The organism is Kitasatospora sp. NPDC004799 (assembly GCF_040609095.1).
In the GTDB taxonomy this organism is placed as follows: domain Bacteria; phylum Actinomycetota; class Actinomycetes; order Streptomycetales; family Streptomycetaceae; genus Kitasatospora.
Map to the genome: position 1 here is coordinate 23,952 of NZ_JBEXJK010000020.1, position 20,201 is coordinate 44,152.

Annotated in this window: 18 protein-coding genes; 13 read left to right on the forward strand and 5 right to left on the reverse strand. The window is 71.8% G+C overall.

Going from position 1 to position 20,201, the window contains the following annotated elements; genetic code table 11:
* Nucleotides 1–22: 22 nt before the first annotated feature.
* Nucleotides 23–1,003, forward strand: a complete 981-nt coding sequence (locus tag ABZW03_RS04945; RefSeq protein ID WP_355252324.1) for a helix-turn-helix domain-containing protein — start codon at nucleotides 23–25, stop codon at nucleotides 1,001–1,003.
* A gap of 77 nt (nucleotides 1,004–1,080) precedes the next feature.
* Here ABZW03_RS04945 and ABZW03_RS04950 read toward each other — a convergent pair whose 3' ends face one another.
* Nucleotides 1,081–3,615: a collagenase gene (locus ABZW03_RS04950; RefSeq protein WP_355252327.1), complete on the reverse strand. Its 2,535-nt coding sequence runs from the start codon at nucleotides 3,613–3,615 to the stop codon at nucleotides 1,081–1,083.
* 426 nt (nucleotides 3,616–4,041) lie between these two features.
* On the opposite strand from ABZW03_RS04950, the gene ABZW03_RS04955 reads away from it, so the two are divergent.
* On the forward strand, nucleotides 4,042–4,806 hold the full coding sequence (locus tag ABZW03_RS04955; RefSeq protein WP_355252330.1) for a maleylpyruvate isomerase family mycothiol-dependent enzyme: 765 nt from the start codon (nucleotides 4,042–4,044) through the stop codon (nucleotides 4,804–4,806).
* Between the two features lie 85 nt (nucleotides 4,807–4,891).
* On the opposite strand, the gene ABZW03_RS04960 is transcribed toward ABZW03_RS04955, so the two are convergent.
* Both ABZW03_RS04960 and ABZW03_RS04965 read right to left on the reverse strand, forming a co-directional pair.
* Entirely contained in the window at nucleotides 4,892–9,487 is a 4,596-nt protein-coding gene (locus ABZW03_RS04960) for a hypothetical protein (RefSeq protein WP_355252333.1), read from the reverse strand.
* Complete coding sequence (locus ABZW03_RS04965; RefSeq protein WP_355252336.1) at nucleotides 9,480–9,896, reverse strand: hypothetical protein; 417 nt, start codon at nucleotides 9,894–9,896, stop codon at nucleotides 9,480–9,482. Before ABZW03_RS04965 ends, ABZW03_RS04960 begins: the two co-directional genes overlap by 8 nt.
* A 169-nt stretch (nucleotides 9,897–10,065) precedes the next feature.
* On the opposite strand from ABZW03_RS04965, the gene ABZW03_RS04970 reads away from it, so the two are divergent.
* The 11 genes from ABZW03_RS04970 to tgmC all read left to right on the forward strand — a co-directional run bounded on the left by ABZW03_RS04970 (nucleotide 10,066) and on the right by tgmC (nucleotide 16,386).
* Nucleotides 10,066–10,407 carry a hypothetical protein gene (locus tag ABZW03_RS04970; protein WP_355252339.1) on the forward strand — a complete coding sequence of 114 codons (342 nt, stop codon included), beginning with the start codon at nucleotides 10,066–10,068 and terminating at the stop codon, nucleotides 10,405–10,407.
* Between the two features lie 291 nt (nucleotides 10,408–10,698).
* Nucleotides 10,699–11,646, forward strand: a complete 948-nt coding sequence (locus ABZW03_RS04975; RefSeq protein ID WP_355252342.1) for a helix-turn-helix transcriptional regulator — start codon at nucleotides 10,699–10,701, stop codon at nucleotides 11,644–11,646.
* Nucleotides 11,609–11,740, forward strand: a complete 132-nt coding sequence (locus tag ABZW03_RS04980; RefSeq protein WP_355252345.1) for a DUF397 domain-containing protein — start codon at nucleotides 11,609–11,611, stop codon at nucleotides 11,738–11,740. The genes ABZW03_RS04975 and ABZW03_RS04980 overlap by 38 nt, the downstream gene beginning before the upstream one ends.
* The gene (locus ABZW03_RS04985) at nucleotides 11,737–11,931 is read left to right on the forward strand and encodes a DUF397 domain-containing protein (protein ID WP_355252348.1); all 195 of its coding nucleotides are present in this window, start codon (nucleotides 11,737–11,739) and stop codon (nucleotides 11,929–11,931) included. Before ABZW03_RS04980 ends, ABZW03_RS04985 begins: the two co-directional genes overlap by 4 nt.
* Nucleotides 11,928–12,128 carry a DUF397 domain-containing protein gene (locus ABZW03_RS04990; protein ID WP_355252351.1) on the forward strand — a complete coding sequence of 67 codons (201 nt, stop codon included), beginning with the start codon at nucleotides 11,928–11,930 and terminating at the stop codon, nucleotides 12,126–12,128. The genes ABZW03_RS04985 and ABZW03_RS04990 overlap by 4 nt, the downstream gene beginning before the upstream one ends.
* 139 nt (nucleotides 12,129–12,267) lie before the next feature.
* Nucleotides 12,268–12,531, forward strand: coding sequence for a hypothetical protein (locus ABZW03_RS04995; RefSeq protein WP_355252353.1), 264 nt, complete (start codon nucleotides 12,268–12,270; stop codon nucleotides 12,529–12,531).
* Nucleotides 12,503–13,036, forward strand: a complete 534-nt coding sequence (locus ABZW03_RS05000; protein ID WP_355252355.1) for a DUF6879 family protein — start codon at nucleotides 12,503–12,505, stop codon at nucleotides 13,034–13,036. The genes ABZW03_RS04995 and ABZW03_RS05000 overlap by 29 nt, the downstream gene beginning before the upstream one ends.
* 16 nt (nucleotides 13,037–13,052) lie before the next feature.
* Nucleotides 13,053–13,904, forward strand: coding sequence for a helix-turn-helix transcriptional regulator (locus tag ABZW03_RS05005; protein ID WP_355252373.1), 852 nt, complete (start codon nucleotides 13,053–13,055; stop codon nucleotides 13,902–13,904).
* Nucleotides 13,905–14,001: 97 nt separating this feature from the next.
* Complete coding sequence (tgmA, locus tag ABZW03_RS05010) at nucleotides 14,002–14,274, forward strand: putative ATP-grasp-modified RiPP (RefSeq protein WP_355252358.1); 273 nt, start codon at nucleotides 14,002–14,004, stop codon at nucleotides 14,272–14,274.
* A gap of 1 nt (nucleotide 14,275) precedes the next feature.
* The gene (gene tgmB / locus ABZW03_RS05015) at nucleotides 14,276–15,247 is read left to right on the forward strand and encodes an ATP-grasp ribosomal peptide maturase (protein ID WP_355252361.1); all 972 of its coding nucleotides are present in this window, start codon (nucleotides 14,276–14,278) and stop codon (nucleotides 15,245–15,247) included.
* Nucleotides 15,244–16,386 (forward strand): ATP-grasp peptide maturase system methyltransferase, encoded by a 1,143-nt coding sequence (tgmC, locus tag ABZW03_RS05020; RefSeq protein ID WP_355252364.1) that lies wholly within the window; start codon nucleotides 15,244–15,246, stop codon nucleotides 16,384–16,386. The genes tgmB and tgmC overlap by 4 nt, the downstream gene beginning before the upstream one ends.
* Before the next feature lie 123 nt (nucleotides 16,387–16,509).
* On the opposite strand, the gene ABZW03_RS05025 is transcribed toward tgmC, so the two are convergent.
* Nucleotides 16,510–18,708: a M4 family metallopeptidase gene (locus ABZW03_RS05025; RefSeq protein WP_355252376.1), complete on the reverse strand. Its 2,199-nt coding sequence runs from the start codon at nucleotides 18,706–18,708 to the stop codon at nucleotides 16,510–16,512.
* Between the two features lie 517 nt (nucleotides 18,709–19,225).
* A complete protein-coding gene (locus tag ABZW03_RS05030) occupies nucleotides 19,226–20,008 on the reverse strand; it encodes a hypothetical protein (RefSeq protein WP_355252367.1) in 783 nt (260 codons plus the stop codon).
* Between the last annotated feature and the right edge of the window lie 193 nt (nucleotides 20,009–20,201).

A 20,201-nucleotide genomic window follows, 5' to 3' on the forward strand; every position in this document is an offset into this window, starting at 1 on the left:
CAAAGACCGATAGGATCGTGCCATGCCTGAGATGGAACCCCTCGGCCTCCTCGACCGGCCGCCGCACCGCGTCGTCGTCCTCGCCCTCGACGGCGTGTACCCCTTCGAACTGGGCATCCCCAACCGGGTCTTCCCCGGGGTGCCGGGGGCGTACGAGGTGGTGACCTGCGCGGCGACGGACGACCGGACGGTCACCACCAGCGCCGACTTCACGATCACCGTCGGGCACGGGCCCGAGGCGCTGGAGAGCGCCGACACGGTCGTCATCCCGCCGTACGCGATGCACCTCGTCACCGCCGACCTGGCGGAGCCGGAGCGCGCGGCGCTCGCCCGGATCCGCCCCGGCACCCGGATCGTCTCCATCTGCACCGGCGCGTTCGCGCTGGCCGCGGCCGGCCTGCTCGACGGGCGCCCCGCCACCACGCACTGGGGGCTGGCGCCGACCTTCCGTCGGATGTTCCCCCGTGTCGCCCTGGACGCCGACGTGCTGTTCGTCGACGACGGCGACATCCTGACCTCGGCGGGCGCCGCCTCCGGGCTCGACGTCTGCCTGCACCTGGTGCGCGCCGACCACGGCAGCGCCGTGGCCAACCGGGTCGCCCGGTACTGCGTGGTGCCGCCCTGGCGCGAGGGCGGCCAGGCCCAGTACATCGAACAGCCGGTGCCCGCGGAGGGCGCCAACGGCACCGCGGCGACCCAGGCCTGGGCCCTGGAACACCTCGACCGCCCGCTCGCCCTGCGGGAGTTGGCCGCGCACGCGCGGATGAGCCCGCGCACCTTCGCCCGCCGCTTCCAGGAGGAGACGGGCACCAGCCCCGGCCGCTGGCTGATCCAGCAGCGGGTGCACCGCGCCCGCCACCTGCTGGAGACCAGCGACCTCCCGGTGGACCGGATCGCCGCCGAGATCGGCTTCGCCACCGGGGCGTCCCTGCGCCAGCACCTGCACGCCGCGATCGGCGTGTCGCCCCAGGCCTACCGCACCACCTTCCGCGGCCGCGCCTGACCGGCCCGCCGGCGGGGGACATGCGGAAGCGCTCGGCCGGGGGGTCCGCCCGAGCGCTTGCGGTCCGTGAGGTGGGGTCAGAAGCGGGTGCTGATCGTGACGCCGGTGAAGTCGGTGACGGCGTGGAGGCTGAGGTAGCGGTAGCCGGCGGTGGGGTTGGTGACGGTGAGGGACTGGGTGGTGCCGGCGGCGGTGGAGGAGGCCGTGAAGGCCTGCGGGGAGGCCCAGGTGTCCGCGTTGTAGTAGAGGTGCGCGGTGCCGGTGCCGCCGGAGGTGGTGACGTTCAGCGTGGTGGTCCCGGCGGGCAGGTAGACGTACAGGTAGTCGGTGTTGCCGGCGGTGGCGGCGCGGCCGGTGCGCGAGCAGTTGCGGCCCATCGCGTCGGCGCGCTGCTCGGTGCAGGCCGGCAGGGTGACGGGGCCGGCGGTGACGGTGACGGTGGTCGGGGTGGTGGAGATCCGGCCGGAGTCGTCGGTGGTGGTGAGGGCGACGGTGTAGCTGCCGGAGGCCGCGTAGGTGTGGCTCGGGTTGCGCTCGTCCGAGGAGGTGCCGTCGCCGAAGGTCCAGTGCCAGGCGGTGATCCGGCCGGGGCCGGTCTGCACGGAGCGGTCGTTCGCGGTGACGGTCGCGCCGTTCACCGAGGTGTCGAACAGGGCGGTCGGGCCGGGGTTGTAGCAGGCGCCGGCGGCGCAGGCGTCGAGCCAGGCGTCGAAGTCGGCGTCGTAGGAGGTGCCGAGGCCGTTGTAGACCGCGTAGCCGCCCGGGTAGTCGCCGACGCGGAACCGGGCCAGCATGCTCTGGACGTCGGCCGGGTGCTTCTCCAGCATGTACCGGGTGGCCAGGTAGCCCCACGGGTAGACGCGGGTCGAGTCCGAGTTGCCCGGGGTGCTCTGGAAGAGGGTGCTGAGCTTGTAGGTGTGCTTGGCGGCCTGGGCCATCGCGTCGGTGTCGGTGGCGCCGCGGTAGCGGTGCGAGACGTACTCGGCGAGGCCCTCGACCCACCAGATGTCCGGGACGGACATCTGGGTGCGGTAGTCGCCCTTGAGGTCGTGGATGCTGTCCAGGTAGTGGGTGTACTCGTGGTTGAGGTTCCACACCCGGGCGGGGTCGTTGACGTTCCAGCTCTTCTGGTACATCACGGTCACGGCCGGCGCGTTCGGGTCGGTCGCGTCCATGACGGTCTGGCCGCCGTTGTCGGTGTCGTTGCCGAAGATCGCCCACGAGTAGGTGGTGTAGTCGGTCTTGTTGGCGAAGATCCCGAAGGTGACGTTCTTCGCGTACTGGTTCGGGATGGGCCCGTTGTCCTTGACCACGTCGTGGAACAGCGCGTCCTGGTGGCGCAGGCTCTCGCAGACGGTGGCCAGTTCCTCGGCGGACAGCGCCTGGGCCTGGATCGTGCGGTTGTCGCAGACCAACTGCTTCGGCAGGACCACCGAGGTGAGCTTGGCGGGCAGGTCGCAGGTGCCGTAGTACGAGCACTGGCCGCCGTCGTAGTAGTTGGCCTGGACGGCGGTGTGCACGTACAGCGGCGCCGCGGGCGTCAGCAGCGGCGCGGCGTCCAGCACCTTCCGGACCAGCGGCTTGACCAGGGGCTCGACGGCGGGGCCGCTGCCGGCCATCCGGGCCAGGTCGTTGCCCGCGTTGGTGGAGAGGACCTCGTTGGGCCCGCCGATCAGGTCCTTGCGGTGGATCGCGAAGTCGGCGAGGGACTGCGCGAGGCCCGGGTCGGCGGCGAGCGCCCGGACGAAGTCCGGGTTGGAGTTGCCGCGCCAGAGCGGGTACTGCAGCACGGAGTTGACCGCGCCGACCATCTTCGGGATCGCGTTGTAGGAGTTGTCGTAGTCGTCGAGTATCCGCTGGTAGGCGCGGAGGTAGCCGGCCTGGACGTTGGCGCTGTCGGTGAGCCAGACGACGTCCTTGAGCACGGTGCCGTTGCTCTCGCTGACGTCGTGCCAGCGGGTGCCCGCGAAGAAGGCGTCCAGCGCGGCCCGGACGGCGGTGGTGAGCTCGCCGGTGTACGGGCCGGTGGCGTCGGGGTGGTGGAACTGGATGTAGTAGCCGACCTGCAGGTAGAGCACCAGCTGCTGGATCCCGGTCGCGTTGTCGCCGGTGTAGCCGGCGGCCAGGTCCTTGAAGGCGGCCGCGACGGACAGCATCCGGGACTGCTGGAAGATGCCCGGGTCGGTGCCGCCGCTGCTGTACAGGCCGCGGACGCACTCGGGGGTCGAGCTCCTGATGAACGCGACCAGGTCGGCCCCGGTGCGGGCGGCGAAGTCGGCCGGGGTGCAGGCCTGCGCGGCAAGGGACTTGGGCGCGGCGGGTTCAGCTGTGTCGGGGGTGGCGGCGGTGGCGGTCGAGCCGGTCATGAGCCGCTCGCCGATCAGCGCCGGGGGCAGCGGGGCCGCGGGCGCGGCGGGCTCCTCGGACCCGGTCGTCGTCCCGGTCGTCGTCCCGGTGGCGGGAGCGGAGGGTGCGTTCGGGGCCGGGGCGGCGGTGACGGCGGTGACGGCGACGGGATCCGCGGAGGCCTGGGCCGGCAGTACGGCGGTGACCGTGGCGCAACAGGCGACGACGCCGGCTGCGAGCGTGGAGAGTCTTGTGCGCAGGAGCACGCCGAGTCCTTCTTCGAGTGGGGGCAGTCCGACGTGGAGCCGGGCTGAGTGAAGGAGATGTGGCGTGGATCCTGTCACCGACTGGAGATCAGAACAATGTCACAGGTCATATGATACGAATGTTTCGGCCGTCGCCCGCCCGCCACCCGGCTGAGCTGCGGCTTTTGCGTTCGACGGCGGTGCGGCCTACGGGCGCCGGAGGTCCGTCACGTCACGAAGCGGTCGGTTTGCCCGGGGGCGGCGCGGCCCGACGGCCCGCGCGTAGTGGCCGATCCGCGCCCCCGGCCCGGACGGTCGCGGCGGCCGGGGAGGAGGCGTGGCGGCCGGGGAGGAGGCGCGGATCCACCGGGGGAGGCCGCTCGACCCGTCCTGGAACGATCGGTTAATCGAGTGCGGTGGTTCCGATCCGGGTGGTACAAGGTCTGCGTGACTGAGAACCTCCACTTCCCCACCCTGCTGCGGATGATCGACGAGCGGTCCGCCGCGTTCCGCGCAGCCGTCGCCGCGGCCCCCAGCCTCGACGCCGACGTCCCGTCCTGCCCGGGCTGGACGCTGTACGACCTGGCGAACCACCTCAGCGAGGGGGACCGCTTCTGGGCCCACATCGTGCTGAACACCGCGCCGGGCGACGAGCGGCCGAGCAAGGACGGGCAGGCGGCGCCCAGGGAGCGCGAGGCCCTCATAACCTGGCTGGCCGACTCGACGGAGCAGCTGCTCACCGCTCTGCGCGAGGCCGGCCCGGACCGGGGCTGCTGGGCCTGGTGGGAGCCGCTGGCCTCGCCGCACACGGTGGCCGCCGCGGCCCGCCGCCGCGTCCCGGAGTCGCTGATCCACACCTACGACGCCCAGCTGGCCTCCGGCGCCCCGCAGGAGCTGCCGACGACCGAGGCGGCCGACGCCATCGAGGAGTTCCTCGCCACCGTCTGCACCGTCACGGTCCCGTGGCCGGGCGAGCCCGCCACCATGGACTACCACGCGGCCGAGGCCGGCTCCTGGCGCCAGACGGTGGACGCCGCCGGCTCCCGCTTCACCCGCCTCACCGCGGCGGAGGCCGCCGAGAGCAAGCCCACCGCCGCCGTCTACGGCACGGCGAGCGAGATGGCCCTGCTCATGTACATGCGCATCCCGGCCGGCTCGCTGCGGGTGGAGGGCGACGCCGGCCTCATCCAGCGGCTGCAGGACTGGGGCTGACCGATCGTCTCAGGACGAGTCGAGCGGTGGGTCCTGCGCTCGGCGATCTCGGTCGGCAGGGTGTCCGGGTGCGTGGCGCCGACCGTCAGCCGCAGGGCTTCCGGTACGGCGTGTCGGGGAAGTACTGGTCCCACTGCTCGCGGGTGATGGTGCTGCCGACCTCGGCGCAGAGGCGTGCGGTCAGCCGGTCGGGGTCGACGTCGACGAGGTGGACGCGGTGGTCGTAGGTGCCGCCTTCGCTGATCAGGAGGCTGGTCCCGTCAGGGCTGAGGCCGTGGGCCCACGTCTGCGAGGGAACGGTCAGCATCGCGATCTCGGTCGCCTTGCGCGGGTCCGCCACGTTCCACAGGTGGAGGTGCCCGGGTTGGTCGATCGTGGTCAGGGACAGGGTGACGAGCTGGCGGTCGTCCTGCCCGAACACCGCGTCGGTCTGCCGTTCGGCCGGGAGGGACTTGGCCAGGACCGGGTGGTGGAGGTCGGTGATGTCCCACAGGTCGAGGGTCCTGTCGGTCGTCACCGCGAGGGTCCGCCTGTCCTGGCTGAGCGTGAGGCTGCTCACCGGGCCCGGGGGCAGTTCTCCGCGGTCGGGGTGCGCGGGGTCGGAGAGGTCCCACAGCTGGACGGTCTTCGGGTTCGTCCGGCTGTCGCCGAAGGTGAGGGCGAGCAGGTCGGTGGCCTCGCCCACCAACTCCGAACTGCCGATTGGCTTTTCGCCCAGGTCGGTCGTCGCGGTGGCCCTGGGGTGGCGGGGGTCGGTGAGGTCCCAGACGTGCATCCGGGTGCCCCGGCGGTCGACGGAGACGAGCTTGCGGCCGGTGAGGTGGAGCCGCCCGGTCGGTTCCGGGGACGCGACCGTGGACAGCGGTTTCGGGGCGTGCGGGTCGGTGACGTCCCACAGGTGGATCAGGCCGTCGCGGCCGTTGAGCGCGAGGAGTCCGTCATCGGCCGCCAGGTCGGCTCCGGGGGAAGCGTCTCCGGTGTGGGGGACGAAGTCGGTGAGCTCGTCCAGGGTCCCGGTCGGTGCGGGGTGGTCCGGGTCGGTGACGTCCCACAGCCGGACGGGGGCGAGGCGGTCGAACGTCATCACGGTGTGGTTGTCGACCGCCTGGACCCTTGAGGTGCCCGCGGCCGTGAACTCCCCGGCCGCCCGGGCGGCCGACCCGGTCGTCCGCCACAGGGTGAAGCGGTGGTCGTCGGTGTCGTGCTGGGCGGGGAGGCCGGCGGCCCACACCAGGAGCCGGCCGTCCGGTGTGAAGTTCCCGTAGTTCCCGGGGGCGGGAATGCCGGTGGCGACGGCAGGGTGCCAGCGCCGGATCTCGTGCTCCTCGCTCGCGGTGATGACGGTTGACGGGTCGTCGTCGGCCACGATCGCGGTGATCGATCCGGGGACGGGGCGGCTGACGAGTTCGGTGGGGTTGCGAAGGTCGGTGACGTCCACGGAGGCGACGTGGCTGAAGTCCGTGCCGAGGTTGCTGGAGGACCCGTACACCAGCTTCCGGCCGTCCGGTGAGAACGCGACGGCCGTCGCCATGTCGAGTCCGCCGATGTTCACGGGCAAGGGCGAGGCGGACGCCCCCGCGTCGGAACCGGTCGGTTGCACGATCCGGGCGGGCCTGGCCGGGTCGCTGGTGTCCCACAGGGCCACGCCGCTTCCGTCGGTGCCGACCGCGAGCAGGGGGGCCCGCGGGCTGAAGGCCACCGTGAACGGGACGTTGTCGGCGAGCGTGGCCGTGGCGACCGGTTTGGTGCGGTCGGTGACGTTCCAGAGCTGGACCTCGGGTTCGCGTCCTTCGGTGTGGACCGTGACGGCCAGCAGGCGCGAGTCCGGGCTGAAGGACGCGGACCGCAGCCTGGCGTAGCCGACGGGCAGCGTGGCGGCCCGGACCGGTCGTCGCGGATCGGTGAGGTCCCACAGGGCCGTCCGGCCGTCGGTGACGGAGGCCAGGGTGCGTCCGTCCGGGCTGAGGGCCAGCGAGCCGACGGCGTCGGGCAGGGCGGCGACCGGTGCGGGGCGGGCCGGGTCGGTGACGTCCCACAGGCGGGCGGAGCCGTCGGGGTCGAGGGTGACGAGCAGCCGTCCGTCGGCGCTCAGGGCGACGCTCGCCCTGCCGCTCCTGAGCACGGCCACCGACCCGGCTCCCCGGGGCGCCGCGAGGTCCCAGAGCCGGACGGTGCCGTCCGAGCTGGCGCTGGCCAACAGGCGCCCGTCGGCGCTGGCGGCGAGCGTCTTGACCATGTCGGTGTGCCCGGAGAGCGGGGTGTAGTACGTCGTCAGCGCCGCTTCGTAGATGCTGGTGCGGGCCTCCAGGGTGTCGGAGACCTTCCGGGCGGAGAGCGCGACCTGCAGGGCGAGGGCCGGATCGGTGGGGCGCAGCCGGTCGGCGGCCTCGGCGCCGAGCTTGGAGGCCAGGGAGTCGCGCTGCTCGTTGACGATCCGGTTCTGCCAGAGGGCCGCGCCGATCCCGGCGACGGCGACGACGAGCAGGAACGCCAGGGTGCCGGCCAGCGTGCGCAGGCGGGTGACGCGGCGGCGTTCGGCGCGTGCCTCGGCCTCCTGCCGGGCCTGGCCGGCGGCGAGGAAGGCCCGGGCCGTCGGCGTGGTGCCGTGCCGTCCGGCGGACTCCTCGATCCACTGGCGCGCCGCCGCCAGCCGGACGCCCCGGTACAGCGCCTCGTCGTCGCGTCCGTCCCGTTCCCAGGCCTGCGCCGCGTCGTGCAACTGCTGGCGGACCAGGAGGCCGGCCCGGTCGTTCTCGATCCACTTCCGCAACCGGGACCAGGCGTGCAGGACGGCTTCGTGGATGAGCTCGGCGTGCCCGTCGTCGACGACGACGAGCCGGGCGCGGACGAGGGCGTCGAGGGCGGCGGTCGAGTTCGCCCCCGCGTCGGGCTCCAGCTCGGTGAGCGGCATCCGGCGACGGGTGTCCTCGGCGCCGTCGACCACGTGCACCATGCGCAGCAGCAGCTGCCGGGCGGACTGCTGCCCGGCGGCGTCCAGCTCCTGGTAGGTGGCCTCCGCCGTCTGCGCGATCGCGCCCCAGATCCCGCCCGAGGCCTGGTAGCCCGCCAGGGTCAGGGTGCGGCCGGAACGGTTCTGCCAGGTGGCCGCGAGCGCGTACGACAGCAGGGGCAGTGCCGCGCCGGGGCCGCGCTGCCCGTCCCCGCCGGTGCGCAGCTCGCGCAGCAGGAGGTCGACCAGGCCCGGTTCCAGGCTCAGCCCGGCGAGTTCGGCGGGCTTCTCGATGGCGTCCCGGAGGTCCTCGGGCGCCATCGGACGGACCAGCATGTGGCCCCGGTCGCTCTGCAGGGCGTCCGCCAGCGCCGGGTACGCGGCGCAGTGCCCGTAGAAGTCGGCGCGCAGCCCCAGCAGCACCACCGCGCGCTCGGCGGCCGCCGCCAGCGCCCGGACGAACACCTCGCGTTCCCCGAGGTCGGCGCACGCGGTGAACAACTCCTCGAACTGGTCCACCACCAGGACCGGGCGGGTGCCGTCCTGTGGCAGCCAGGTGAGGACGGAGTCCGGGTCCGCCGTCAGCGCGGTGCGGATGCGGTCGGGGTCGGGGGTGGGAACGTCGTGCAACTCGGCCAGGACGTGGGCGAGCCCGGTCACCGGGTGCTCGCCGGGGGTGAGGACCAGGCGCGGCCAGCGCCAGGGCGTCAGCTCCTCGGGCAGGCCCCGGTCGAGCGCCGGGAGCAGGCCCGCGCGCAGCAGCGAGGACTTGCCGGCGCCGGACGGGCCGATGACCACGAGCAGCCCGCCGGCGGAGAGTTGGGCGTTCACCCGCGACAGCAGGTCGGCGGTCAGGTCGTCGCGGCCGAAGAAGAACCGGGCGTCCTCCGAGCCGTACGGTGCCAGGCCCCGGTACGGGCAGGTGGCCAGCGCGGGGCCGGTGCCGTCGCGGTCTTGTGGCGGAACGATCTCCGGGGGCGGCTGCCGGTACGCCGGGTTGACGGTCAGCACCAGCTCCCCGGCCTGGCCCTCCGAGCGCCGGCGGGGCACGGGGAATCCGCGGTCGCGCAGCCTGCGCTCCAGGGCGCGGTGCACGTGGTCCAGCGTCAGCAGCGGTGGCCCGACCGGATCGCCGTCGCGCAGCAGGCGCAGCAGCTCGCCGCTGAACGCGGTGTACGGCGAACCGGCCGGTGCCAGGGCGAGTTCCTCCGGCGCGGCGGAGGCGAGCACGAACCCGCCGCCGGGGAGGGCGGATTCGAAGCGGTTCGCGGCGGCGGCGACGGGCACCGCCCGGCCGGAGAAGCAGCAGTCCAGGACGAGGAGGACGGAGCGGGCCCGGGAGGTGGCCAGGGTCGCGCGCAGGGTGGCGTAGGGCAGTCCCTTGTAGGCCAGCCCGCGAGTGAGGTGGTCGGTGACCCGGGTGGCGAGGTACAGCTCCCGGTGCTCGTCCACCAGACCGTGGCCGACGTAGTACACGAGCAGGACGGAGTCCGCCGATTCGGCGGCGAGGGTCAGCTCCTCACCGAGTTCGACCGGGTTCTCCGGGTCGACGAGGGTGCGCACGTGCTCGGGCGCGAGGCCGCAGTGGTCGACGAGCGCCTGCGCGACCGCCCGTACGGTCTCGGCGGCGGCCGGGACGTCGGGCAGGACGGAACCGGGGACGTGGGTGCCGGTCCCGATGACCAGCGCCCGGGCGCCGGGGAGCCCCAGAGGCAGCGCGGGGTCACTCATCGCCGGGCGGGAGTGCGTTGGCCCGGGGTGCCGTCGGGGCGGGGCCGTCGGCGAGCGACGCGCTCACCTCGCGCACGAGCGCGGCGACGTCGTCGGCGTCGAGGGCGCGGACGGCCGTCGCCCGCAGCTCGATCGAGCTGCCGTCGGCCCGGGTCACCTGGACGACGGTCTCGCCGGTCCGCCGCCGGATCCACGCGATCAGTGCGCTGGTCAGACCGGACGCGGCCCCGCCCGCGCCGACCGCGACGGTGAGCACGTCCGCCAGCGCGCCCAGCGAACCGGGCTGCGGCGGCGGGGCCACCAGCTCCACGTACCCGCGCAGCTCGTCCTCCGCGCGCAGCCAGGACAGCAGGGAGGCCGCCGCGCCCTGGTCGGCGTCGGTGACACGGATGCGGAGCGGCTCGTCCACGGTTCCCCCCGGGAGTCAGCAGTGCGAACGGTTCTGACATAGCGTCACAACGCTGACTGCCCGCGGTCAAATGCCCTGCTGGGGTGCCCGCTGGGACGCGCGGGAAATCGGACCGATCGACTTCCCGTGAAGCGGGGCCATGACTGTCCCCGTGTCGTAGTGTTCGGCCGTGAGCCTTGAGGAACTGCGCGGCCACTTCTTCTGGTTGACCTCGGTCGTCATTCGAACCGACCTGCGACCCGGCGAGGCTGTCATCGAGCTGAGTTCGGAGTGTGCCGGCGCGACCCTGCGCCTGGTGGGCATCGTGCATGCGAGAGCCGACCTGGGCGACCCGGACGGCGGCTTCGTGGCCGAGGTCCTGGTGCGGGAACTGCCTCAGTACGGGCCGTGGCCGCCCGAAGCCCGCCATCTGCTGAGTCACCACGACAACCGCCGCTCGCTGCAGTGGCTGACCATCATCGGGCCGAACGAGGAGGTGGAGATTCTGGCCGCAGAGCTCATCGACCGGTAGGGCCCGTGCGACGATCCCCGCCGGGGGTACTGGTGGAGTTGGTGGAGAGCATCAGGTCGCCGTGGGCCCGCTTCCGCCTCGGTGGCTTCCCGGTCGGTACGCAGGAAGTCGGCGGGGCCGACTTCTCGTGCGCGGGCGGTCGGCAGGGGGCGGAGGGGCGTGCGACGGGAGCGCGCGCCGTCACGCTGCGCATGCAGATGATTGCGTTCCGGTCTTGACGGCCTGGGGGCGGAGGTACGGTGATGGCCGAAATCGGATACCACGCACGTGCGGTACGTCAGGGGGTCTGGCATGGCACACCGGCGACTGAAGAACGAAGTGACGGCCAGTTCGGCGCGGATCTTCGGCGAGGAGCTGCGGTTCTACCGGGAGATGGCCGGCCTCACGCAGGAGCAGCTGGCGAAGCTGCTGCACTGCAGCAGGCCGAACATCACCCGGTACGAGTCCGGCCAGCGGCGCATGCCCCCGGACCTGGTCGTGAGGGCCGACGAGTTGCTCGACACGGGCGGATCGCTCAAGCGGCTCTGGGACCGGGTGGACTGGACCGTAGGAGTCGACCATCCGGACTGGTTCCAGAGCCACGCCGACACGGAGGCCGAGGCGGTCGGGGCCCATGTCTACCAGACCGACTACATGCACGGGCTGCTTCAGTGCAGGGAGTACGCGCGGGCGATGTTCGAGGCGGGCGGGACGAATGAGCGTCCCGAGGTGATCCAGGAGCGAGTCGCGGTGAGGCTCGCGAGGCAGACGCGGTTCCTCGCCGAGGACGGACCGCAGTTGGTCGTCCTCCTGGACGAGAGCGCCATTCGATCGGTGGTCGGCGGGCCGAAGGTGATGGCACGCCAGATGCAGCACCTGCTGGACATCGCCCGACGCGACAACATCGTCATCCAGGTGGTGCCGTTCACGGCCCGGGCGACGATCATCAAGACCTCGATGGTCCTGCTGGAGATGCCGGACGGGCGGCACTCGGTGTACTCGGAGAGCCTTGAGAGGGGATTCCCCAGCGACGATCCGGCCGTCGTTTCCGGGCACCGGCGGCGCTATGATCGGCTGCGTGGCGATGCGCTCACGGCGAGCGAATCGCTCGCGCTGATCGCCGAGGCGCTGGAGGGGTTCACAGATGATGCGGAACGAGCTCGACGCGGCCAGCTGGCGCAAGAGCAGCTACAGCGGCCCGGACGGCGGCGACTGCATCGAGGTGGCCCCCGGATTCCCCGGCCTCGTCCCCGTGCGTGACTCGAAGGACCCCCAGGGCCCGGCGCTCGTCTTCCCGGCTGCCGCGTGGGAGGCGTTCGTGGTAGCCGTCCAGGAGGGCGAGTTCCCGGTATGAACTTGGTCTGGCGCAAGAGCAGTTACAGCGGGACGAACGGCGGCAACTGCGTCGAGGTGGCCGCTGAACTCCTGCCCGGCGTCGTCCCCGTGCGTGATTCGAAGGACCCGCACGGTCCGACGCTCGTGTTTCCGGCCGCTGCGTGGGAGGCCTTCGTTACGGCCGTCCAGGAGGGCGAGTTCCCGGTATGAGGCCGGTCTGGCGTAAGAGCAGCCACAGTGGAGGCAACGGCGGCGACTGCGTCGAGGTGGCCGCCGAATTCCTGCCCGGCGTTGTCCCCGTGCGTGATTCGAAGGACCCGCACGGTCCGGCGCTCGTCTTCCCGGCCGCCGCCTGGGACTCCTTCCTCACCGCGATCCGGCAGGGCGAGTTCCCGCTCGAGGACTGACCGGAGAATGAGAGTGGCCCGGGTGGTGGCGGTTTCCAGGAGTCTGTAGAGCGTCGCATCTTCGACACGTCGGCGTTTACGCGTCTCTGGGAAGCGGTAACGCAGGGGTGCGCAACCCGACTTGGCACGGGAGGGCACGATGGCACTACGGTTCCACGGGATGGACCCGGAGACCCAGGGAAACGGATCGCCGACAATCTGGGTGGACGAGGAGAAACGGGAGTTGGTTCTCCAGGGCTGGAAGCCCAGCGAGGAACTGCTGGCCGCGATCAGCACGACCGAGTGGGTTCCGGGCCACGTGAGCGGCATTCCCGAGGGCGAGGGCGTAGTCCGCGTCCCGCTTCGCATGGCGGCGATCCTGAGGAAGGCGCTCGATGACGCAGAACGTTCCGGACTTCTCTGATCTCCTGAGTGCTGCTCAGCACTCGGCCGTGCACCTGGAGATGCGTGACTGGTACGGCGTGGGCGATGAGTCGGCGGACTTCGAGAGGTTCAAACAGACCGGAGTCCACCCCGACCTCGACCCCGATTCCGAGGGCTGGGCCGGGTGGGTGCCACTCGTTCGGGACGCTCTCAGCCGTGGCGTGATCATGCGCAGGGCCCGGATCGTCTCGGAACCGGTGACCGACTACATCCGCTTCGAGCATGCCGGGACCGCCGTGAACATCAAGGCCGGTGAACAGGTGCGCTGGCTTCCGCGCCGCCAGGCGTCGGACATCGCGTTGCCGGGCAATGACTTCTGGGTTTTCGACGGTCGGCTGGTCGAGTTCAACCACTTCACGGGTGTCGGAGACTGGGCCGACCCCAGGTACGAGCTGTCCGAGGACCCGGCCGTGGTGAAGCTCTGCGTCTCAGCCTTCGAGGCCGTCTGGGAGCGTGGCATCGACCACACGAAGTACACCGTCTGAGCGCCGCGACAAGCCAGTGCCTTCCTCGCCGCAGTCGTCGTCCGTCCAAGCTGCCAGGCAGGCCGTCGCCGCGCGTCTGCGCGAACTGATGCTGGGCGCAGGCCTCAACGGGCAGGAGCTGTCCGCCCGGTGTGGGTGGCACCCGGCGAAGACCTCGCGCATCCTCTCCGCGAAGGCGACCCCGTCGGATGCGGACGTACGTGCCTGGTGTGTCGCCTGCGGTGCCGACGACCAGGTACAGGATCTCGTCGCCACCGTGCGCGCGGTGGATTCGATGTACGTGGAATGGCGTCGGCTCCAACGCGACGGCATGCGGAAGGTCCAGGAGAACGTCTATGCGTTGAACGACGTGGCCCGGCTGTGCCGGGTGTACGTGTCCAACGTCGTGCCCGGGTTCTTCCAGACGCCGGCCTACGCCACGGCCTTGATGCGCTCCATCACGCAGTTCCAGGGCACTCCCGACGATGTGGCGGAGGCCGTCGCCGCCCGGATGGCCCGCAGCCGGTTCCTGTACGAGGGCGGGCACCGGTACGTGGTGCTCATGGAGGAGTCCGTACTTCGGTACCGCATCGGCGATGCCGAAGTGATGCGTGGCCAGCTCCGGCACCTGCTCGCCGTGATGCCGCTCGTCTCGGTCTCGCTGGGGATCATCCCGTTCACTGCTCAGCGCTCCGTCTGGCCGCTGGAGGCCTTCTACATGTTCGACGGCCGGCACGTCGTGGTGGAGACCCTGACGGCCGAGATCAATGTCAAGCAGCCCCGCGAACTCGGCGACTACCGCAGGGCGTTCACCCAGCTCTCCGATGCGGCGGTGTTCGGGGACGCGGCCCGTGCCGTGATTGGGGACGCGCTGGACTCTCTCGGGTGAATCGGCGCAATAACCCGCAATCTCTTTGAGGCCGGGCGCAGTGGCTCTCTACCGTCGATGGTGCTGCTCGCACCATGGATGAGGAGGCGCGGAACCGATGACAACCGCACCGTGGGGCACGACCCGAATGGGGCCGTACCCGGACACCGCCCCGATCCCCGCCGTCTCGGCCGTGATCGACCCCGAAACGCAGGTTGCCGTGTTCGTGGACGGTCGGGGCCGAAAGGTCGAGATGGGGGCGCACGGCACCAGCACGGAGACCAGCACGCCCACGAACACGGGCGGCGGCGACGGTCGCAGCGGCGGCCAGAACGCGCCGACCGACATGGACAGCATGCCGGCGAACGACCAGGACCAGGGCACGGGCTGACATGGCGCCGAATCGACACCCGGCCGTCCTGGTCCTGACCAACACGCACGACGTGACGGCTGACCTGGTGCTCCGCATCCTGTCCGAGCGCCGGGTTCCGGTCGTCCGGGTGGACCCGGGTGTCGACCTGTTCGGGAGCGCCTCGTTGACCGCCCGCTACGGCACGGGCGAGCAACGGGGCGCCCTCCGCACGTCAAATCGGGAACTCGATCTCACCCGGGTGCGGTCGGTCTGGGTCCGCCGCCCCTCGCCCTACGAGGCACCGCCCGGACCGACCGAACAGGCCTCCAAGTTCGCTGCCGCACAAGCGTTCTGGGGCGCCGGTGGTGTCCTCGCGTCGCTTTCGAGCGCCCACTACGTGAACCACCCCTGGCACATCCGGAACGCGGAGTACAAGCCCGCACAACTCGCCGCCGCCGATCGGAACGGGTTCCTGGTGCCGGACACGGTCATCACCACGGACCCCGACGAAGCGCGCCGCTTCTGTGCCGGCCAGGCCGGCGGAGCCGTGTACAAGCCGGTGTGGGACAGCCGGTTCCGTGCCGCCGACGGCACAGCGCAGACGGTGTGGGTGCGGAAGGTCGATCCGGCCGAGATCACCGACGCGGTCTCCCTCTGCCCGCACATGTTCCAAGCAACCGTGCCGAAGGCGTTCGACGCCCGGGTGACCGCGGTGGGGGCCCGGCTGTTCGGCATCCGGATCACCAGTCCCGATCTCGACTGGCGTGAGCGGCAGGACCTGATGACGTGCGCGCCGATCGAGGTCCCGGAACCCGTTGCCCGCTCGGTGGCCGCCTACCTGGGCGAACTGGGGCTGGTCTACGGTGCGTTCGACTTCGCGGTGACCGCCGCCGGCGACTGGTACTTCCTCGAATGCAACCCCAACGGGCAGTGGGCCTGGCAGGGGACCGGCACCACCGCGGCGATCGCCCACGCGATCGCCGACCTCCTGGAGAAGGGCCCCGACTCGTGAGCACATCGGCTCAGCTGCGCGCCGCCCTGGTGGACGGCCTCACGGGCGACGACGCGGTGGACGATCCGGCGTGGCGGGCTGCCGCGCTGGCGGTGCCGCGGGAGCTGTTCGTGGGATCGTTCTTCGTGCCTGTCCCGGGCAGCAACCCGACCGCCTACCGTCCCGTGCACGGGAGCGACCCCGGATGGCTGGAGCAGGTGTACTCGAATGAGACGCTGATCACCCAGCTCGACGGTCACGTCCGTCCCGAGGACGTGACCGAGGGCACCGCCACCGGGACCCCGTCGTCATCCTCCACCCTGCCCTCCCTGGTGCTGGGCATGTGGCAGCAGCTCGGCGTCGAGGCCGGTCATCGGGTGCTCGAGATCGGCACGGGGACCGGTTACTCGACCGCCCTCGGCGCGCACCGTCTCGGGGACACCAACCTGACCAGCATTGAGTACGACCCGCTGGTGGCCCGGCGTGCCGCCGCCGCGATCGGGGCGGCCGGGTTCGCTCCCCGGCTGGTCGTCGGCGACGGGCTGCTCGGCGACCCCGACGGGGACGCGTACGACCGGCTGATCGCCACCTGTGCGGTGCGGTACCTGCCGCCCCGCTGGTTGCACCAGGTGAAGCCCGGCGGCGTCATCCTGGCGACCCTGTCCGGATGGGGGTTCGGGTTCGGGCTCGTGCGCGTGGTCGTGACGGCCCCTGGCGAGGGAACGGGGGTGTTCATGCCCGGCTGCACGAGTTTCATGATCGCCCGCCCGCACGATCGACCGCCGCGCCAGAGCCTTTCCCTGCTCCTCGGGGACGAACGCCCGTCCCGGATCGACCCCGAGGTCATCACCACCTGGACCGGCAGTTGGGTCGCCCAGCTCGCGGCGCCCTCGGCCGAACGGATGGGCGCCGGCGGGCACCAGATCCTCTGGGACGTGGCCACCGGATCGCAGGCCCGCACCATGCCCGTCCCGGCGGGAGGGTGGACCGTGGTCCAGCGCGGCCCGCTCCGGCTCTGGGACCAGGTGGAGAATGCCGTCGAAGCCTGGCAGCGGGTCGGCGAGCCGCACCAGGAGGGGTTCGGCCTCACGGTCTCGGCGACCGGGCAGCGGGTCTGGATCGGAAGCGAGGACGGACCGGGCTGGAACCTGCCGATCTGACTCACCGTCATGCGGCGGCGGCCCGTGCCGGACGGGTGAGAGGTGAGCCGGTCGGCGACGTGGGTGCTGTCGCCGACCGGCTCGCCTCGGTGCTCGGTGCTCAGTACTCGGGTGCGGGTGCGGTCAGAAGATGATCTTCCAGTTGTCGAGCTGGCCCGCGTCGGTGCGGTAGGTGTCCTGCAGGCGGAGCCGCCAGGTGCCGTTGGAGGGCTGGGCGGAGGCGTCCACCGTGTAGGTCTCGAGGACGTTGGCGCCCGAGTCGCCGAGGTTGGCCTTCTTCAGCGGGTACACGGTGCCGTTCGGGCCGACCAGGTCGATGGCCAGGTCGCCGCGCCAGGTGTGCTTGATGTCCACGGCCACCTTGAGGTCGCTCGGCGCCTGCCCCAGGTTCCGGTCGACGACGATGTCGGAGAAGACCGCCGGGCCGCCGTCCGGGATCGGCAGCGGGGTGGTGTTCGCGAAGATGCCCGGGGAGACCCGCCAGGTGAACGTCGTCGCGAGGCTGCTGTGGTGGGAGGCCTTGGCGGTGACGGTGACGGTGTACGTGCCCGGGAGGGCCGGGACGCCGGTGACGCGGCCGGTGACCGGGTGGAGCGTCAGGCCCAGCGGGAGGCCGGTGGCGTGGTAGGTGACGACGCCGGGGTTGAAGTTGGTGGCCTCGATCCGGAGGTCGGCGTTGGTGCCGATCGCGGTGATCTGGTTGGCGACGGGGTCCAGCAGGAGGCCGTCGACGACGCGCGGGCCGACGTTGATGGCCGCCCAGGCGTTGGCGGTGTTCTGGTACGTCGCGCTGGTCTTGCCGTACAGGTCGGCGGCGGCCTGGAGGGTCGCGGTGCGGGCCGCCGCGTAGTTGGTCGACGAGGTCATGTAGGTGGTCAGCGCCCGGTACCAGATCTTGGCGGCCGCGTCCCGGCCGATGGCCGTCACCGGCAGGCCGTCGGAGGTCGGGGAGTCGTAGGACACGCCGTCGACGGTCTTGGCGCCGCTGCCCTCGGAGGCCAGGTAGAACCAGTGGTTGGCCGGGCCGGAGGAGTAGTGCACGTCGACCGAGCCGAGGTCGGCCGACCAGGAGTCCCGGGACTTGCCGTCCTTGGAGGGCTTGTCCATGTAGCGCAGCGGGGTGCCGTTGCCCCGGATGTCGATCTTCTCGCCGACCAGGTAGTCGCCCTTGTCCTCGGGGTTGCCGGCCCAGAACTCGATGGCGGCGGCCATGATGTCGGAGGTGGCCTCGTTCAGACCGCCGGACTCGCCGCTGTAGATCAGGTTGGCGGTGGCGGAGGTGACGCCGTGGGTCATCTCGTGGGCGCCGACGTCGATCGAGGTCAGCGGCTTGACGTTGCCCGTGCCGTCGCCGTACGTCATGCAGAAGCAGCTGTCGGACCAGAACGCGTTGACGTAGTTCTTGCCGTAGTGGACCCGGGTGTAGGCGCCGACGCCGTTGTCCTTGATGCCGTTGCGGCCGTGGACGTTCTTGTAGTAGTCCCAGGTGAGTTGGGCGCCGTAGGCGGCGTCCACGGCGGCGGTCTGCCGGTTGGCGACGGTGCCGTCGCCCCAGGTGTCGGTCGGGTTGGTGAACAGCGTCCTGGTGCCGGTGGTGCCGTTCAGGTCGTAGGTGCTGTGGCCGCCGCGGGTGTTGTCGGTCAGCGCGAAGCCGCTGCCGGACGCCGAGGTGCCGATGGTGACCTGGCCCGAGTACTTGCTGTTGCCGATGCCGGTCTCGATGCCCTGGTACTCGAAGATCTTCTTGCCGGAGTCGGCGTCGGTGATGACGTGCAGTTCGGACGGCGTGCCGTCCTCCTGCGTGCCGGTGACCACCGTCTCCCAGGCGAGCCGCGGGGTGCCGGACGCGGCCCAGACCACCTTGCGGGCGTCGTCGGCCGCCGCCTCCGCAACCTTCGCGCTCCCGGCGCTGTCGAGCGCGAGGCCCTTCGCCGCCTCGGCGCTCTCCTTGGGGGTGGTGTCGACGGCGATGTCCGCGTCGGTGGCCTTGGTGACGCCCCGGGTGGAGCCGTCGGGGGCGGTGTGGACGACCAGGTCGCCGCCGAGCACCGGGAGGCCGTCGAAGGTCCGCTCGTAGCGGGTGTGCACGCTGCCGTCCGCGTCCTTGGTGACGCCCTTGACGACCAGCGCCTCCTTCGCGTCCAGGTTCAGCGACCGTGCGGTCTGCGCCAGGGAGGCGTCCGCGGCGGCCAGCAACGCGCCGCGCTGCTCGGGCGACAGCTGCACCGGCAGCGCGCCCGCGAAGGCCTGCGCCCCGGCGGGGGCCTCGGCGGCGGGGGTCTCGGCGGCGGCGACGCCGGGCGTCAGAGCAGCCATGATCATTGCGGCGCCGGCGATCAACGCGCCTGCGGCGGTGGACTTTCGTGGGGATCGAGTCACACTGAACTCCTTCTGCGACGGCCGGATTCGGATGGCCGGAGTCAGCCGGGCGGCGGCCGAGGGTGGTGCCGTCCGGTAGAGCTGGTGGTTCGAATGAGATGTGACGGTACAGTGTCAGCTTTGGTGTGGACGCGTCACCGTGTGCGGCCACAAGTTGGCCGAAATACCTTCTCCGACGACGTAATGGGGAGGTAAATGGCCGTCAGAGGGCGCGCAATGCGATGCGCGGGTGGTGAATCGGGCCGCGCCGTCGGCCTCGAACCCGGGCGGGCCTCGTGCGGCATGAGGGCGTCGTCGACGACGCCCTGAGTGCCCGTGCGGGTGGATCGGGGGAGCGCCGACGGTTCATCGAGGGGCTGGAGTGCCTTGCCGCGGAGGAGCCGGATCGAGCCGCCTGGATCCGTGGCCTTCCGGAGGCCCTGGGCCTTGATCGCTGACGCCCTGAGCTTGTCGCATCCGGTCAGTCGGGTAGCGGGGGCAGCGCCACCTCGTAGCGGTGGAGCCGGCCGTTCACCCAGCAGGCCAGGTCGGCGCCAGAGGTGTGCCGGGCGAGCTCGGCGAGCAGGCGCTCGGTGAACTCGCCCAGCCGACGGGCGTCGAGCGGAGCGATGGCGGTGGAGCGGGCTGCGGCGGCGAAGGGGAGTTGCTCCGCCCGGGAGGACAGCGTCCAGCTCACCGCGTTGTCCGCCTCGCCCGCCGGCACCACGTGTCGCCCGGGGTCGTCCTCCGTGAAGACCAGCCCGGTACCCGAGGCGGCCCGGTTGGCCGCCTCCACCAGGGAGAACTCGGACTCCGCGGGCAGAGCCTCGCTCGCGAGCCGCAGGGCCACCACGCCCTCCATCGGCCCCGGAGGAGCGCCCCGGTAGCTGTAGGCCTCGTCGACCTCCCACGCCGACTCCGCCTCCGGCCACACGGCGTGCAGCTCGGCGACGAGTGACCGGCAGAACGCGCGCAGGGCGCCGAGGCTGTCGTCGGTACCCTCGCCCGTCCGGTAGATGGAGGCATGGACGAAGCAGTCGTAGTCGCGCTCTCCGCCCGAGGACGTTCCGTCCACCACCGGTCCGGAGAGGTCACCGGGCGCGGCGCTCAGACGGAACCGGAACCGCGATCCGTCGGCGCCCACGCGGTGGTGCCAGGGAGCCGTGCGCGGGTCGGCGGCCGGGACGAGGACGTCGGCGATCTCCCGGGCGGTGAGCGCGGGACCGGACGGTCGCCGCACCAGGACGGCGGCATCGGTCGACATGGGTCTGGCACTTCCCTTCGGCTCAGAAAGTGTTGGGTAATTGATCAACTGCACGCTGTGATGCGCTGGCGGTGATCTTCGCCGGTCCGCTGGCCCGGGTCCAGGCCCCCGGGGGGGGGGGGGGGGGGGAAACCCGGGGGGGGGAGGGGGTGTAGGTCAGCGAGTTGGGGGGGGGGGGGGAGGGGGGTAGGAG

Excerpts from the sequence above, each read along its gene's own strand:
- ABZW03_RS05030 (WP_355252367.1), bottom strand. The coding sequence starts at position 20,008 with ATGTCGACCGATGCCGCCGTCCTGGTGCGGCGACCGTCCGGTCCCGCG.
- ABZW03_RS05025 (WP_355252376.1), bottom strand. The coding sequence starts at position 18,708 with ATGATCATGGCTGCTCTGACGCCCGGCGTCGCCGCCGCCGAGACCCCC.
- ABZW03_RS04945 (WP_355252324.1), top strand. The coding sequence starts at position 23 with ATGCCTGAGATGGAACCCCTCGGCCTCCTCGACCGGCCGCCGCACCGC.
- ABZW03_RS04990 (WP_355252351.1), top strand. The coding sequence starts at position 11,928 with ATGAGGCCGGTCTGGCGTAAGAGCAGCCACAGTGGAGGCAACGGCGGC.
- ABZW03_RS04985 (WP_355252348.1), top strand. The coding sequence starts at position 11,737 with ATGAACTTGGTCTGGCGCAAGAGCAGTTACAGCGGGACGAACGGCGGC.
- tgmA (WP_355252358.1), top strand. The coding sequence starts at position 14,002 with ATGACAACCGCACCGTGGGGCACGACCCGAATGGGGCCGTACCCGGAC.
- tgmB (WP_355252361.1), top strand. The coding sequence starts at position 14,276 with ATGGCGCCGAATCGACACCCGGCCGTCCTGGTCCTGACCAACACGCAC.
- ABZW03_RS05000 (WP_355252355.1), top strand. The coding sequence starts at position 12,503 with ATGACGCAGAACGTTCCGGACTTCTCTGATCTCCTGAGTGCTGCTCAG.
- ABZW03_RS04995 (WP_355252353.1), top strand. The coding sequence starts at position 12,268 with ATGGCACTACGGTTCCACGGGATGGACCCGGAGACCCAGGGAAACGGA.
- ABZW03_RS04975 (WP_355252342.1), top strand. The coding sequence starts at position 10,699 with ATGGCACACCGGCGACTGAAGAACGAAGTGACGGCCAGTTCGGCGCGG.
- ABZW03_RS04960 (WP_355252333.1), bottom strand. The coding sequence starts at position 9,487 with ATGAGTGACCCCGCGCTGCCTCTGGGGCTCCCCGGCGCCCGGGCGCTG.